The organism is Pseudoroseomonas cervicalis, from assembly GCF_030818485.1.
GTDB lineage: Bacteria > Pseudomonadota > Alphaproteobacteria > Acetobacterales > Acetobacteraceae > Pseudoroseomonas > Pseudoroseomonas cervicalis_A.
Map to the genome: position 1 here is coordinate 1899491 of NZ_JAUTAJ010000004.1, position 14051 is coordinate 1913541.

The window sequence follows — 14051 nt, forward strand, 5'->3', positions numbered from 1 at the left end:
CTTTAGCTGATAAAAATGTCGGCGGGGCTGTCGGCGCGCAGGCTCTCGCCCAGCTCGCGGCCGATCCGCTCGGCATCGCCGGCCGCGCCATGCAGGCTGCGCTTCAGCAGGAAGCTGCCATCGGGGCGCGCCACCAGCCCGGTCAGATGCAGCTCGCCGCCCGGCAGCAGCCGCGCATGGCCGCCGATCGGGGTGCGGCAGGAGCCGTCGAGCGCCGCCAGCAGCGCCCGCTCGGCGCGGGAGACGGCGCGCGCCGTGCGGTCCTCGATGCCGGAGAGCAGCTCATGCAGTTCGGTATCCGCCGCGCGCACGGTGACGCCGACAATGCCCTGGCCGGCCGCCGGCACCATCGCCTCGGCATCCAGCACCACCGAGGCATGGCTCTCCAGGCCCAGCCGCTTCAGCCCGGCCAGCGCCAGCAGCGTGCCGTCGCATTCGCCGCCCGCCAGCTTGGCCAGGCGGGAGCCGACATTGCCGCGGATCATCTCCACCTTCAGGTCGGGGCGGGCATGCAGCAGCTGCGCCTGGCGGCGCAGGCTGGCGGTGCCGATGCGCGCCCCGGCCGGGATGGCGGAGAAGGGGTCGGCCGGGTCGGCGCCGGCGGCACCCGGGCCCAGCACCAGCGTGTCGCGCGCATCCTCGCGCTTCAGCGTGCAGGCCAGCACGATGCCGGGCGGCAGCTCGGTTTCCAGATCCTTCAGGCTGTGGACCGCGAAATCGATGCGGCCATCCAGCAGCGCCTCATGGATCTCCTTGGCAAACAGCCCCTTGCCGCCGATATCCGCCAGCCGCTTGTCCTGGATGCGGTCGCCCGAGGTGGCGATGACATGCTCCTCGAAGGCCTTGGCATTGCGCAGGACGGGACAGAAATGCAGCACCAGCTCCAGGAAGGTGCGGGTCTGCCACAGCGCCAGCGGCGAGCCGCGGGTGCCGACGCGCAGCGGCAGGGAGCGCCGCGCATGCGGCTTCACCGGCCCGCCGGGCGTGGGCTTCGTCACCGCTGCGGGGTGTCCGCCCACACCGCCCCGCTGATCCGCAGGGGCCATGACACGGCCGGAAACGAGGTTTCCCGCCGGGGCAAGCGGCGGGACAGGGTGGGCAAACGACATGCCGCCGTCATAGAACCACGGCCCGGCATGGGGAAGGCAGGAACGGATGCGATCGGCGCCTATCGAGGGACCAGTTCTGGGTTTGGAGGCCAGCTGCGATGAGACCGCGGCGGCCCTGCTGGCGCCCGATGGCACCATCCTGGCCGAGGCGGTGCGCAGCCAGCTCGCCGAGCACACGCCCTTCGGCGGCGTGGTGCCGGAGATCGCGGCGCGCGCGCATCTGGCGCATCTGCCCTCCCTCGCCGCCCAGGTGATGGCGGAAGCCGGGGTGCGGCCGGCCGAGCTGGGCGGCATCGCGGCGACGGCCGGGCCGGGGCTGATCGGCGGGCTGATCGTCGGCGCCAGCTTCGGCAAGGGCATGGCCATCGCGCATGGCCTGCCCTTCGTCGCGGTGAACCATCTGGAAGGCCATGCGCTGACCGCCCGCCTGCCGCTGCTGCTGCAGAGCGGCGTGGTCGACCGGCCGGTGGAATTTCCCTACCTGTTGCTGCTGCTCTCCGGCGGGCATTGCCAATGCGTCGCCGTCGAGGGGCTGGGACGCTACCGGCGCCTGGGCTCCACCCTGGATGACGCGGTGGGCGAGGCCTTCGACAAATCCGCCAAGCTGATGGGCCTGCCCTGGCCCGGCGGCCCGGCGCTGGAGACGCTGGCGCGGAGCGGCGACCCGAAGCGCTTCCCCCTGCCCCGCCCGATGCTCGGCCGCCCCGGCTGCGATTTTTCGTTCAGTGGGCTGAAGACGGCGGTGGCGCAGAGCATCCCGAAGCTCGTCACGGAGCAGGACCGCGCCGACCTCGCCGCCGCCTTCCAATATGTGGTGGCCGCCGTGCTGGCCGACCGGGCGCGCAACGCGCTGGCCATGCTGCCCGGGGCGACGGCCATGGTGGTGGCGGGCGGGGTCGCCGCCAACCAGGCGGTGCGCGCATCCCTCTCGGCCGAAGCGGCGAAGGCCGGGCTGCCGCTGGTGGCCCCGCCGATCCGCCTCTGCACCGACAATGCGGTGATGATCGCCTGGGCGGGGATCGAGCGGCTGCGCGCGGGGCTGACCGACGGCCTCGACCACGCGCCGCGCCCGCGCTGGCCGCTGGACGAGCTGCGCGCGGGGGATGCCGCATGAACTACCGCCACGCCTTCCATGCCGGCAATTTCGCCGATTGCATGAAGCACGCGCTGGTGGTCGCGCTGGTGCGGCGGCTGGCGGTGAAGGACACGCCCTTCCGCGTGCTCGACACCCATGCCGGCATCGGCGCCTATGACCTGACCGGCTCGGAAGCCGAGCGCACCGGCGAGTGGAAACGCGGCGTCGGCCGGCTGCTGGCGATCGAGGACGGCCCGCTGGCCGAGTGGCTGGAGCTGGTGCGCCGCGCCGGCTTCCCGCCGCGCTACCCGGGCAGCCCGGCGCTGATCCGCGCATGCTGCTGCGCCCGCGCGACCGGCTGGTGCTGTGCGAGCTGCATGAGGAGGACAGCGCCACGCTGCGCACCCTGTTCCGCGGCGACCCGCAGACCGCCGTGCACAAGCGCGACGCCTGGGAGGCGCTCTCCGCCCTCACCCCCTTCGCCGAGAAGCGCGGCCTGGTGCTGGTCGACCCGCCCTTCGAGCAGGAGGGCGAGTTCGAGCGCATGGCCGAGGCGCTGGCCACCGTCGCGCACCGCTTCCGCGCCGGCGTGCAGGCGCATTGGTACCCGATCAAGCACCGTGCCCCGGTGCGCGCCTTCCACACCGCCATCGCCGAGAGCGGGGTGCGCGACATCCTGGCCTGCGAGCTGTGGCTGCGCGAGCCCACCGACCCGCAGCGGCTGAATGGCTGCGGCCTGGTGGTGGTGAACCCGCCCTGGAAGTTCGAGGAGGAGGCGCGCGCCATCCTGGCCGCGCTGCTGGAGCATCTGGGCGATGGCGAGCCCGGCCAGGGCTTCGCCGTCAGCCGCCTGGCCGAGGAATAGGGCGATGCAGCGGATCGCGGTGATCGGCGCCGGAGCCTGGGGCACGGCGCTGGCGCTCCAGGCCGCGCGGGCCGGGGGCGAGGTGATGCTCTGGGCGCGCGACCCCGCCCGCGCCGCCGAGATGCAGGCCAGCCGGGAGAATGCGGCGCATCTGCCCGGCCACCGGCTGCACCCGGCCATCCGCGTCACCGCCGACCCGGCCGAGGCGCTGGCGGGCGCGGGGCTGGCCCTGCTGGTGGTGCCGGCGCAGCATCTGGAAAGCGTGCTGGCGGGTTTTCCGGCCCTGCCGCCCTCCCTGGTCGCCGCCAAGGGGGTGACGGTGCGCGGCCACCGCCTGCCGCTTGAGACGCTGGCCCTGCTGAGGCCCGGCCTCTCCACCGGCGTGCTGTCCGGCCCGAATTTCGCCGCCGAGGTCGCCGCCGGTCTGCCCGCCGCCGCCGTGGTGGCGAGTGTGGATTCTGGCCTGCGCGAGGCCGCGGCGGCGCGGCTGGCCACCCCCGGCTTCCGCCTCTACGGCCAGGACGACCCGGTGGGCGTGCAGGTGGGGGGTGCGGCCAAGAACGTGGTCGCCATCGCCGCCGGGGCGGTGATGGGGGCCGGACTCGGCGAGAATGCCCGCGCCGCGCTGGTGACGCGGGGGCTGTCGGAGATCTCCCGCCTCGCCGTGGCGCTGGGCGGGCGGGCGGAGACGGTGGCGGGGCTGTCGGGCCTGGGCGATCTGCTGCTGACCTGCACCGGCCCCGGCAGCCGCAATTTTTCGCTCGGTTTCGCCCTCGGCCAGGGCCGCAGCCTGGAAGACATCCTGGCCGGGCGGAGCAGCGTGACCGAGGGGGTGGCGACCGCGCCCGCCCTGCTGGCCCGCGCCGCCGAGGCCGGGGTGGAGATGCCGATCACGGCGGCGGTGGCGGCGGTGCTGTCCGGCGCGCTGGACGTGCCGCGCGCCATGGAAGCGCTGTTGGCAAGGCCGCGCCGGCAGGAGGGGCTGCAGCCGGAGGGGCCGGGCGGTTCTTGAGAGGGGCTTTGCCCCTCTCACTCCCCACCAAAGGCCTGAGGCCTTTGGAAACCCATCTGTTTAGACTCTAAAAAACTGAAGGCGGGTGCAGGGGACCCTGTCCCCTGCTGGGGGAGTTTGAGGGGGCAAAGCCCCCTCAATCCTACTCCGCCCGCAGCGCCGCCCCGGCCGCCAGTGGCGCCAGCGGGAGCGCGGCGGCGACCAGCGCCCCCAGCAGCAGCAGGAAGGGCCGCACCGGGATGCCGCTGGCCGCGGCCTCGATCCCGGCGGCGCCGAAGATCATGGCGGGGATGGCGAGTGGCAGCACCAGCAGCGGCAGCAGCACGCCGCCGCGCCGCGCCCCCAGCGTCAGCGCGGCGCCGGCGGTGCCGAGCAGCGACAGGAACAGGGTGGCCAGCGCCAGCACCAGCAGGGTGACGCCCCAGGCGCGTTCCGGCAGGTTCAGCATGGCGGCGGCGACCGGGGTGGCCAGCAGCACCGGCAGGCCGGTGGTCAGCCAATGCGCCAGCGCCTTGGCCGCCGCGATCTGCGCGCCGGAGAGGCCGGAGAGCAGCAGCTGGTCGAGCGAGCCATCCTCCGCCTCCGCCCCGAACAGGCGGTCGAGCGGCAGCAGCGCCGCCAGCAAAGCGGCGGCCAGCAGGGCACCGGGGGCGAGTCGCGCCAGGATCTCCGGCGAAGGCCCGACGCCAAAGGGGAAGAGCGCGGTCACCAGCAGGAAGAACAGGCAGGCGGCGAGGGTGTCGGCCGGGTGGCGGGCGGCCAGCAGCAGCTCCCGTCGCAGCAGGGCGATCATGCCGGCTCCTCCTCCCAGGACTCGTCCGGCGGCAGGGGCGCGGCCAGGCGCAGCTCCCGCGCGCCGGGCAGCGGCAGCGGCACATGGGTGGCGGCCACAACCGCGCCGCCCTGCGCCCGGTGCGCCGCCAGCAGGGCGCCGAAGCGCTCGATCGAGGCGGCATCCAGCCCGACCGAGGGCTCGTCCAGCAGCCAGAGCGGCACCGGGGCGAGCGCCAGCCGGGCCAGCGCCAGGCGCCGCTTCTGCCCGGCTGAGAGCAGCCGCGCCGGCAGCTCGGCCAGCGGCGCCAGATCCAGCGCGGCCAGGGCCTGCCGCACATCGCCGCCCCAGAGCCGGGCCCAGAAACCCAGATTCTCGGCGGCGCTCAGCCCGGGCTTCAGCGCGTCGGCATGCGCCAGGTAGCGCAGCCTGGCGGCATGGGCGGCGCGGTCGGCCAGGGCGGGCTCGCCCTGCCAGAGCAGCGCGCCCTCGGCCAGCGGCACCAGCCCGGCCAGCACCCGGAGCAGGGTCGACTTGCCCGCGCCATTGGCGCCGGTCAGCAGCACGGCCTCGCCCGGCGCCACCCGGCAGGACAGGCCGGCGAAGACCAGCCGGTCCCCCCGCAACACCCCGATCTCTTTTGCTTCCAGCACGGCACCCCGGTCCCACGCCCGCCGATGGACCGTGGCATCGCTCCGTGTAATAAGCGGCAGCGTTCGCAGCAAATAGTGAGGGGACCCCGGACCATGCGGATGATCGGGCAGGACAGCCTGAAAGCGCGCCAGGCGCTGACGGTGGACGGCAAGGTTTACCATTATTTCAGCCTGCCCGAGGCGGCGAAGAGCATCGGCGACATCAGCCGCCTGCCCTTCAGCCTGAAGGTGCTGCTGGAAAACATCCTGCGCTTCGAGGATGGGCGCTCCTACACCACCAACGACGCCCGCGCCGTCGCCGAGTGGGTCAAGGAAGGCAAGTCCGACAAGGAGGTGCCGTTCCGCCCGGCGCGCATCCTCATGCAGGACTTCACCGGCGTTCCCGCCGTGGTCGACCTGGCCGCCATGCGTGACGGCATCACCAAGCTGGGCGGCGACCCGCGCCGGGTGAACCCGCTGGTGCCGGTGGACCTCGTCATCGACCACTCTGTCATGGTCGATGTCTCGGCCAGCCCGACCGCGCTCCAGAAGAACGTGGATATCGAGTTCGAGCGCAATGGCGAGCGCTATGAGTTCCTCCGCTGGGGCCAGGAGGCGTTCAACAATTTCCGCGTCGTGCCGCCCGGCACCGGCATCTGCCACCAGGTGAACCTGGAATACCTGGCGCAGGGCGTGTGGACCGCAACCGATGCGGGCGACACCTTCGCCTATCCGGACAGCTGCTACGGCACCGACAGCCACACCACCATGGTGAACGGCCTGGGCGTGCTGGGCTGGGGCGTCGGCGGCATCGAGGCCGAGGCGGCCATGCTGGGCCAGCCCATCGCCATGCTGATCCCCGACGTCATCGGCTTCAAGCTGCATGGCAAGCTGCGTGAGGGCGTGACCGCCACCGACCTGGTGCTGACGGTCACCCAGATGCTGCGCAAGAAGGGCGTGGTCGGCAAGTTCGTCGAGTTCTACGGCCCCGGCCTGGCCGATATGGCGCTGGCCGACCGCGCCACCATCGGCAACATGGCCCCGGAATATGGCGCGACCTGCGGCATCTTCCCGGTGGACGAGGTGACGCTGGACTATCTGCGCCTGTCCGGCCGCGACGAGCACCGCATCAAGCTGGTGCGCGAATACTACAAGGCCCAGGGCATGTTCCGCGAGGAAGGCCAGCCCGACCCGGTGTTCACCGACACGCTCGAGCTCGACATGTCGACGGTGGTGCCGTCCATGGCCGGCCCGAAGCGCCCGCAGGACCGCGTCGAGCTGACCAACGCCGCCCCGGCCTTCGCCAAGGAGCTGGCCTCGGGCAATCTGGGCGTGCCGGGCGACAAGGCCGATCTGCGCGTCCCCGTCGCCGGGTCCAATTTCGACCTCGGCCATGGCGATGTGGTGATCGCCGCCATCACCTCCTGCACCAACACCTCCAACCCCTATGTGCTGGTGGCCGCCGGCCTGGTGGCGAAGAAGGCCAATGAGCTGGGCCTGAAGCCGAAGCCCTGGGTGAAGACCTCGCTGGCCCCCGGGTCGCAGGTTGTGACCGACTATCTGGACAAGGCCGATCTGTCGAAGCACCTGGACGCGCTCGGCTTCCAGACGGTGGGCTATGGCTGCACCACCTGCATCGGCAATTCCGGCCCGCTGCCCGACCCGATCGTCGACGCGATCGAGGAGAACAAGCTGGTCGCCGTCTCGGTCCTCTCGGGCAACCGCAATTTCGAGGGCCGCGTCCACCAGAATGTCCGCGCCAATTACCTGGCCTCGCCGCCGCTGGTGGTGCTCTACGCCCTGGCCGGCTCGATCTCGATCGACGTCACCAAGGAGCCGATCGGCACCGGCAAGGACGGAAAGCCGGTCTATCTGAAGGATATCTGGCCGAGCACGAAGGAGGTGAACGACACCGTCGCCGCCGTCGTGACCCGCGAGATGTTCCAGGAGCGCTATTCGGACGTCTTCAAGGGCCCCGAGCAGTGGCAGGCGATCCGCGTCGATGCGGGCTCGGACACCTATCGCTGGAACTCCGGCTCCACCTATGTCCGAGAACCCGCCCTATTTCGAGGGCATGGACGCCGAGCCGAAGCCGATCGCCTCGGTCCAGGGCGCGCGGGTGCTGGCCAAGCTGGGTGACAGCATCACCACCGACCACATCAGCCCGGCCGGCAACATCAAGAAGACCTCGCCCGCCGGCGAGTACCTGCTGGAGCACCAGGTGCGGCAGGCCGACTTCAACAGCTACGGCGCCCGCCGCGGCAACCACGAAGTCATGATGCGCGGCACCTTCGCCAATATCCGCATCAAGAACGAGATGGTGCCGGGCATCGAGGGCGGCATCACCAAGCACCAGCCCTCGGGCGAGGTGATGCCGATCTACGACGCCGCCATGAAGTACAAGGCCGAGGGCACGCCCCTGGTCATCTTCGGCGGCAAGGAATACGGCACCGGCTCGTCCCGCGACTGGGCGGCCAAGGGCACCTTCCTGCTCGGCGTCAAGGCGGTGATCTGCGAGAGCTTCGAGCGCATCCACCGCTCCAACCTGGTCGGCATGGGCGTGCTGCCGCTGGTCTTCCAGCCGGGCGAGAACCGCGAATCGCTGAAGCTGACCGGCGAGGAGATCATCGACATCCAGGGGCTGGAGGAGCTGAAGCCCCGCATGCTGCTGGATCTCGTCATCCACCGCCCGGATGGCAGCACCACGACCACCAAGGTGCTGTGCCGCGTCGATACCGCCGACGAGGTCGAGTACTACAAGAATGGCGGCATCCTGCACTACGTGCTGCGCAACATGGCCAAGGCCGCCTGATCCGGGCGGCCCCGCCACCGCGCGGAGCCGAAAAACAGGGCCGGGGCAGCGATGCCCCGGCCCTTTCTGTTGGGGGTCCCGCGGGTGCGCCCCTGGGAACGCGGCGGCGGCCTGCGCCAGGCGGGCCGGGCAGCCATGGCCCCCTCAACCGCCACGCCCGGCGGCAAGCCCGCCCCGGCCGGATGGTCCGGCCGGGACGGGCCGCGCCGGATGGCCGGGGTGTGGACCTCCCCCGGCGTCCGGGCTTCAGCCGCCGCGGCGCGGCAGGCTGAACAGGGTGGCGCCCCAGGGCAGGTCGATCAGGCCCTGCAGGGTGGTGCTGGCGCTCAGGCGGGGGGCGGGCTGCGTCCGGGTGATCATCGGGAGATCCTCCTGTGCCGCGGCTGCATAAGCCGGGGCGAATGGAACACCCTGCATCTGGGCAGTGGCCGGGCCGGATACCTGAAGCCGGGGCGTCCGCCGGGTGAAAAGGAGGACAGGCGGCGCGGCCTGCCCTTCCCCCGCCCGGCCCCCATCCTCAGACGGCGCGCACCGCCGAGAGGAAACCATCCACCTGACGCTGCAGCCGGCCGCCGACGCCGCGCAGCTCCTCCACCGCGCCGAAGACGGTGGCGGCCGAGCTGCCGGTGGAGGCGCTGTCCTCCGCCACCCCGGCGATGGTCTGCGTCACCTCCTGTGTGCCATGCGCCGCCAGCTGCACGCTGCGGGCGATCTCCTGCGTCGCGACACTCTGCTCCTCCACCGCCGCGGCGATGGCGCTGGCCGAATGGTCGATGCCGGCCACACCATCGGCGATGGCGCGCATCGCCTCCACCGCCGCGCCGGTGGCGCCCTGGATCTCGGTCACCAGCTGGGCGATGCCATCGGTCGCCTTGGCCGTCTCATTGGCCAGATTCTTCACCTCGGAGGCGACGACGGCGAAGCCCTTGCCGGCCTCCCCGGCGCGGGCCGCCTCGATCGTCGCATTCAGCGCCAGCAGATTGGTCTGGCCGGCGATGCGGCGGATCAGCTCCACCACCTCGCCGATGCGCTCGGCGGCGCTCTTCAGCTCCAGCACCACGGCGCCGGTGCGCTCGGTCTGGGCCGAGACCTCGCGCGTCGCGGTGGCGGAGCTCTGCACCCGCTGGGCGATCTCGCGGATCGAGGCGCCGAGCTCCTCGGTCGCCGCCGCCACGGTGTTCACATTGCCCAGCGCCCCATCGGCGGATTGCGCCGCGGCGCGGGCCTGCTCCCCGGTGCGCCCGGCCTGCTCGCGCATGCCGCCGGCGATGCCGTGCAGGCCCTCCCCGGCGGCGCTCAGCTCGCCCAGCGCGGCGCGCACGCTGCCCTCGAAATCGGCGCAGAGGCCGGAGACCATCTCGGCCCGCTCCAGCTCGGCGCGCTGCTGCTCCATCTGCTTCGCGCGCAGCGCCTCGGCCTCCTGCGCGCCCAGGCGCAGCGCCTCCAGCGCCTCGGCCATGCGGCGGAACTCATCCTCGGCGCGGGGCCGCGGCACGGGGGTGGCGTAGTCCTGGCGGGCCAGGCGGCCCACCGCCTCGCGCAGCGCCAGCACCGGCCGCGCCAGGCGGCGCAGCAGCAGCAGCATGGCGACCGCGCCGACCGCCAGCGCGCCGCAGAGCAGCGCTGCCGCGATGGCCATGCGGCGCCAGCCTGCCTGCTCCAGCGCCTCGGCATGCGCCACGGCGGCGTCCAGCGCGGCATTGCCGATGCCGACGATCTGCGCGAAGGGCGCGTTGCAGCGCTGGGTCCATTCCTGCGCCGGCACCACGGCGCGGCCGCCATCATCCAGCCGGGCCAGGGCGCCATCCATCCAGCGCGTCGCCTGCTCCACCTCCGCCTTGGCCGCGGCGGTCGCGCGCTGCAGGGCGGGATCGGCGCCGGGCCGGCCCAGCAGATCCTCCAGCCCATCCAGCCCGACCGCGGCGCGGCTGCGCAGCCCCATCAGCTCGCCCTGCAGGGCCGGGGTCAGCCGCTGGCCGCTGGCGATGTTGGGCCGCAGCAGCGAGCATTGCCGCCCGAAGGCGGAACGCGCCGCCCAGGCCTGCTGGCGGATGCCCACCAGCTCGGCGAAGGTGCCGTCGACCAGCCGCATCCGCGTGCTGACGACGAAGGAAAGGTCGGAGAGCTTCTCCCCCGCATCGGCGACGGCGGCGGTCAGCGGCTGCATGGTCGCCAGGTTGCGCGCGGCGCGCGGCTGCGCCGCCAGCTGCTCGGCCAGGCCCAGATGGCGCTTCACCGTGTCGCCCGCGGCGCGCAGCGCGGCCAGCGGCTCGGCCAGCTCGGCCCAGCCGAGCGAGCCGGCGGCCTGCTGCGCGGCGCCCAGCCAGCGCTCCGCCTCCGCCCGGCTGTCGCGCACGGCGGGGGTGGCATCCTCCTGCGACAGCAGCGCGGTGCCGAGCGGCCCGGTCAGCAGCCGCACCTGCTGGCTGGCGCGGAACAGCACCCGGTCGACCTCGGACACCGCCACGGCGGTCTGTGCCTCTCCCAGCCGGGTGAAGGAATCCTGCAGCAGAACCCCGGCCAGGGCCAGGCATCCGATCAGCGGCACGGCGAAGACCGCCGCCAGCAGCGACACCACCGAACCACGCCAACGCGTCATGGGAACCTTCCGGGCCTACCTCACGCCAGTGTCATCCCGCCCCGGTAAACGGAGGCTGAAGCGTCGCAACCCCGCCCCGCCCGGGGCATTGGCCCGGCACAGAACGAGACCCTCCATGCGCGCCACCCTGCTGCTCAATCCCCGTTCCGGCACGCTGCTCGGCCGCCCGGAGCTGGCGGCGCGGATCGAGGCCGCGCTGCGCCAGGCCGGCTTCGCCCTGGAGGTGGTGGCCGAGGATGCGGCGCCCGACCTGCCCGGCCGCATCGAGCGGGCGCTGGGCAGCGGCGCGCCGGTGCTGATCGTGGGTGGCGGCGACGGCACGCTGCGCAGCGTGGCGGCGCGACTGGCCGGCACGGGCGTCGCGCTCGGCGTGCTGCCGCTCGGCACCATGAACCTGCTGGCGCGCGATCTCGGCCTGCCGCTGGAGCCGGAGGCGGCGGCCCTCGCCCTCGGCCAGGCGGAGATCCGCGCCATCGACCTGGCCGAGGTGAATGGCGAGCCCTTCCTCTGCCAATCGGTGATCGGCCTGCCCAACCGCATCGGCCAGCATCGCGAGCGGCTGCGCGGCGATCTGCGCCTGGCGGCGCGCTGGCGGCTCGGCATCGCGGCGCTGCGGCTGTTCTGGCGCCACCCGCCGCTGCGCCTGGCGCTGCGGCTGGAGGAGGGCCCGCGCCTGCACCGGGTCTGGACCCGGGCGCTGTCGGTGGTGAACAACGCCTATGAGGAGGCGCCGGGCCGGCTGTTCCACCGCCCCGTGCTGGATGCCGGCACGCTGACCCTGCATGTGGCGCGCGGCTTCAGCCTGGGCTGGATCCTGCGCATGCTGCTGGCCATGGCCGCCGGCCAGTGGCGGCGCAGCGAGGCGCTGCTCTCCTGGCGCGCCGCCACCCTTTCCATCCACAGCCGGCGTCGCCACCTGCGGGTGATGAATGATGGCGAGGCGCTGCTGCTGGCCACGCCCCTGCAATACCGCATCCATCCCGGCGCGCTGCGCGTGCTGGCGCCGCGCCGCGAGGCCGCGCCGGACATCGCCCGCCCGCCCGTCCCGGAGGAGCTCCCGGCATGAGTCTGCGTCGCATCGACCATATCTCCGACCTGCATTTCGGCCGGGTGGACGAGCGCGTCGCGGCGGCGCTGATCGACACGCTGAATGCCGAGCCGGCCGATCTCATCGTCATCAGCGGCGACCTGACGATGCGCGCCCGCTCGCGCGAATACCGCGCCGCCTGCGCCTTCATGTCGGCGCTGAAGGCGCCGCAGATCGTCGTGCCCGGCAATCACGACATCACCAATTACTGGCCCTGGGAGCGTTTCCTGGACCCGTTTGGCCGCTGGCACCGCTTCGTCGGCGGCGAGACCGAGCCCTTCTGGCGCGACGACCATCTGGCGGTGATCGGGCTGAACACGGTGGTGCGCGCCGCGCCCCATCTGGCCTGGGAGGAGGGCCGGGTGAAGCGCCACCGGCTGCAGCGCCTGCTGCGCCGGCTGGAGGAGCTGCCGCCCGGGCTGTTCCGCATCGTCGTCGCCCACCACCCCTTCCTGGCGCCGGAGGACGCGCCCGACACGCCGCTGGCGCACCGCGCCGCGCCGGCGCTGGAGGTGCTGCAGCGCGCGGGCGTGCGGCTGATCCTGTCGGGCCATCTGCACCGGGGCTATGTCCGGCTGCATCGCGGCACCGGCACGGCCGAGACCGCCTCCGGCCACACCCGGCCGGAGCTGCTGGTGGTGCAGGCGGGCTCGGCCATCTCGACCCGGCTGCGCGGCGAGCCCAACGCCTATAACCGCATCACCATCCAGAATGGGCAGGCGCGCATCGAGCCGCGCCGCTGGGACGGGAATGCCTGGGTCAGCGCCCCCGCCCCCGCCTGGCCGACCGAGGTGCTGGCGCCGCCCGCCCCCAGCCTGGCCTAGGCTCTCGGCCGCCCTCCCGCCCCGCCGCCGCTGGCCCGGGCATGCCGGCCGATGCCGTGGACCCGCCCCCCCCCCGGCCGGCGCCTCAGCCCGGCTGGCGGCGGAAGGACAGCGCCAGCGGCAGGGCCAGCGCGCAGAGCAGCGCCATGGCCAGGAACACGCCGCCGCCGAACCAGGCATAGAGCGGGCCCGAGGCCAGCGTCATCACCCCGGTCAGCAGCCCGACGCCGAGCGCCGCGTGCAGGGTCTGCGCGGTGCCGGCCTGGGCCGCGGGGACGAGCGCCAGCAGCAGATGCATCGCCGCCAGGTGCTGGGCGCCGAAGCTGAAGGCGTGCAGCCATTGGGTGGCGACCAGCGCCGGCAGCCAGCTGGTGGCGGCCAGCACCAGCCAGCGCAGCAGCCCGGCGCCGGCCGCCAGCAGCGCCAGCCCGCCCGGGCCGAGCCGCCCCAGCAGCCGCCGCCCCAGCAGGAACAGCGCGATCTCGCCCACCACCCCCTCGGCCCAGAGCAGGCCGATGGTCATGGCGGAATGCCCCGCCGCGCCCCAATGGATGGCGGCGAAGCCGTAATAGGCGGCGTGGCTGGCCTGGATCAGGCCGGAGAGCAGCAGCAGCCGCAACAGGCCCGGGCGGCGCAGCGTGGCGGCGAAACCGGCCGCGAAGCCCTCGGCCCGGCGCGGCGGCGGCGCCGCGCCGCGCGGCAGGGTCAGCGACGCCACCACCACCGCCAGCATGGCCAGGGCCAGCAGCAGCGGCACCACCCCGACCCCGGCTTGGCCGACCAGCAGCCCGGCCAGGGCGGCGGCGGCCATGAAGGCCATGGAGCCGCCGGCCCGCACCAGCCCGTAATCGAAGCGGCCCTGGCGCGAGGCCGCCAGGCTCAGCGTGTCGGAGAGCGGGATCAGCGGCGCGCTGGCGGCGCTGAAGGCGGCCTGCACCAGCAGCAAGGCCGCCAGCCCCGAGGCCAGCCCGTAGCCGAGGGCCGCCAGCGCGCCGCAGAAGGCGGCGATGGCCAGCAGCCGGCGCGGATCGGGCATGCCATCGGCCCAGCGCCCGGCCACCGGCCCGGCGACCAGCCGCACCGCCGAGCCGAGGGCGAGGGCCAGGGCGATCTCCCCCGGGCTCAGCCCGCGCGCCGCCAGGAAGGCCGGCAGGAAGGGCTGGCCGATGCCGATGGCGGCGAACAGGGCGCAGGACAGGGCCAGGTAAGGCAGGGCGGCGATGGCGGCACCGGTGCGGGCGGGACGGGGCGGGGTGGCCATCCT

Annotated in this window: 9 protein-coding genes and 2 pseudogenes; 6 read left to right on the forward strand and 5 right to left on the reverse strand. The window is 73.5% G+C overall.

The genetic code is table 11. The features are described from left to right. Positions 1-2: 2 nt before the first annotated feature. Positions 3-1109 (reverse strand): hydroxymethylbilane synthase, encoded by a 1107-nt coding sequence (hemC, locus tag QE401_RS12775; protein ID WP_307138574.1) that lies wholly within the window; start codon positions 1107-1109, stop codon positions 3-5. Positions 1110-1155: 46 nt separating this feature from the next. Between hemC and tsaD the strand changes: the two genes are divergently transcribed. The 3 genes and pseudogenes from tsaD (at position 1156) to QE401_RS12790 (ending at position 4061) form a co-directional block, all read left to right on the forward strand. After that, on the forward strand, positions 1156-2223 hold the full coding sequence (gene tsaD / locus QE401_RS12780) for a tRNA (adenosine(37)-N6)-threonylcarbamoyltransferase complex transferase subunit TsaD (protein WP_307138575.1): 1068 nt from the start codon (positions 1156-1158) through the stop codon (positions 2221-2223). After that, positions 2220-3049: pseudogene (locus tag QE401_RS12785) on the forward strand (23S rRNA (adenine(2030)-N(6))-methyltransferase RlmJ). Before tsaD ends, QE401_RS12785 begins: the two are co-directional and overlap by 4 nt. A 4-nt stretch (positions 3050-3053) precedes the next feature. Beyond that, entirely contained in the window at positions 3054-4061 is a 1008-nt protein-coding gene (locus QE401_RS12790; RefSeq protein ID WP_307138576.1) for an NAD(P)H-dependent glycerol-3-phosphate dehydrogenase, read from the forward strand. A 142-nt stretch (positions 4062-4203) separates the two neighbouring features. Here the strand turns inward: QE401_RS12790 and ccmB are convergent, their stop codons facing one another. Next, positions 4204-4854: a heme exporter protein CcmB gene (ccmB, locus tag QE401_RS12795; RefSeq protein WP_307138577.1), complete on the reverse strand. Its 651-nt coding sequence runs from the start codon at positions 4852-4854 to the stop codon at positions 4204-4206. Beyond that, complete coding sequence (gene ccmA, locus QE401_RS12800) at positions 4851-5486, reverse strand: heme ABC exporter ATP-binding protein CcmA (protein ID WP_307138578.1); 636 nt, start codon at positions 5484-5486, stop codon at positions 4851-4853. The genes ccmB and ccmA overlap by 4 nt, the downstream gene beginning before the upstream one ends. A gap of 93 nt (positions 5487-5579) precedes the next feature. On the opposite strand from ccmA, the pseudogene acnA reads away from it, so the two are divergent. Beyond that, a pseudogene (acnA, locus tag QE401_RS12805) lies at positions 5580-8277 on the forward strand (aconitate hydratase AcnA). A gap of 517 nt (positions 8278-8794) precedes the next feature. Here acnA and QE401_RS12810 read toward each other — a convergent pair. Next, on the reverse strand, positions 8795-10876 hold the full coding sequence (locus QE401_RS12810; RefSeq protein ID WP_307138579.1) for a methyl-accepting chemotaxis protein: 2082 nt from the start codon (positions 10874-10876) through the stop codon (positions 8795-8797). 115 nt (positions 10877-10991) lie between these two features. On the opposite strand from QE401_RS12810, the gene QE401_RS12815 reads away from it, so the two are divergent. Together QE401_RS12815 and QE401_RS12820 are read left to right on the forward strand one after the other, a co-directional pair. Continuing rightward, a complete protein-coding gene (locus tag QE401_RS12815) occupies positions 10992-11942 on the forward strand; it encodes a diacylglycerol/lipid kinase family protein (protein WP_307138580.1) in 951 nt (316 codons plus the stop codon). After that, positions 11939-12787 carry a metallophosphoesterase family protein gene (locus QE401_RS12820; protein ID WP_307138581.1) on the forward strand — a complete coding sequence of 283 codons (849 nt, stop codon included), beginning with the start codon at positions 11939-11941 and terminating at the stop codon, positions 12785-12787. The genes QE401_RS12815 and QE401_RS12820 overlap by 4 nt, the downstream gene beginning before the upstream one ends. An 85-nt stretch (positions 12788-12872) precedes the next feature. Here QE401_RS12820 and QE401_RS12825 read toward each other — a convergent pair whose 3' ends face one another. Next, complete coding sequence (locus QE401_RS12825) at positions 12873-14048, reverse strand: MFS transporter (RefSeq protein WP_307138582.1); 1176 nt, start codon at positions 14046-14048, stop codon at positions 12873-12875. Between the last annotated feature and the right edge of the window lie 3 nt (positions 14049-14051).

Coding starts and splice junctions, on each gene's coding strand:
- tsaD (WP_307138575.1), top strand. CDS start 1,156: ATGCGATCGGCGCCTATCGAGGGACCAGTTCTGGGTTTGGAGGCCAGC.
- QE401_RS12815 (WP_307138580.1), top strand. CDS start 10,992: ATGCGCGCCACCCTGCTGCTCAATCCCCGTTCCGGCACGCTGCTCGGC.
- QE401_RS12820 (WP_307138581.1), top strand. CDS start 11,939: ATGAGTCTGCGTCGCATCGACCATATCTCCGACCTGCATTTCGGCCGG.
- QE401_RS12825 (WP_307138582.1), bottom strand. CDS start 14,048: ATGGCCACCCCGCCCCGTCCCGCCCGCACCGGTGCCGCCATCGCCGCC.
- QE401_RS12790 (WP_307138576.1), top strand. CDS start 3,054: ATGCAGCGGATCGCGGTGATCGGCGCCGGAGCCTGGGGCACGGCGCTG.
- QE401_RS12810 (WP_307138579.1), bottom strand. CDS start 10,876: ATGACGCGTTGGCGTGGTTCGGTGGTGTCGCTGCTGGCGGCGGTCTTC.
- hemC (WP_307138574.1), bottom strand. CDS start 1,109: ATGTCGTTTGCCCACCCTGTCCCGCCGCTTGCCCCGGCGGGAAACCTC.
- ccmB (WP_307138577.1), bottom strand. CDS start 4,854: ATGATCGCCCTGCTGCGACGGGAGCTGCTGCTGGCCGCCCGCCACCCG.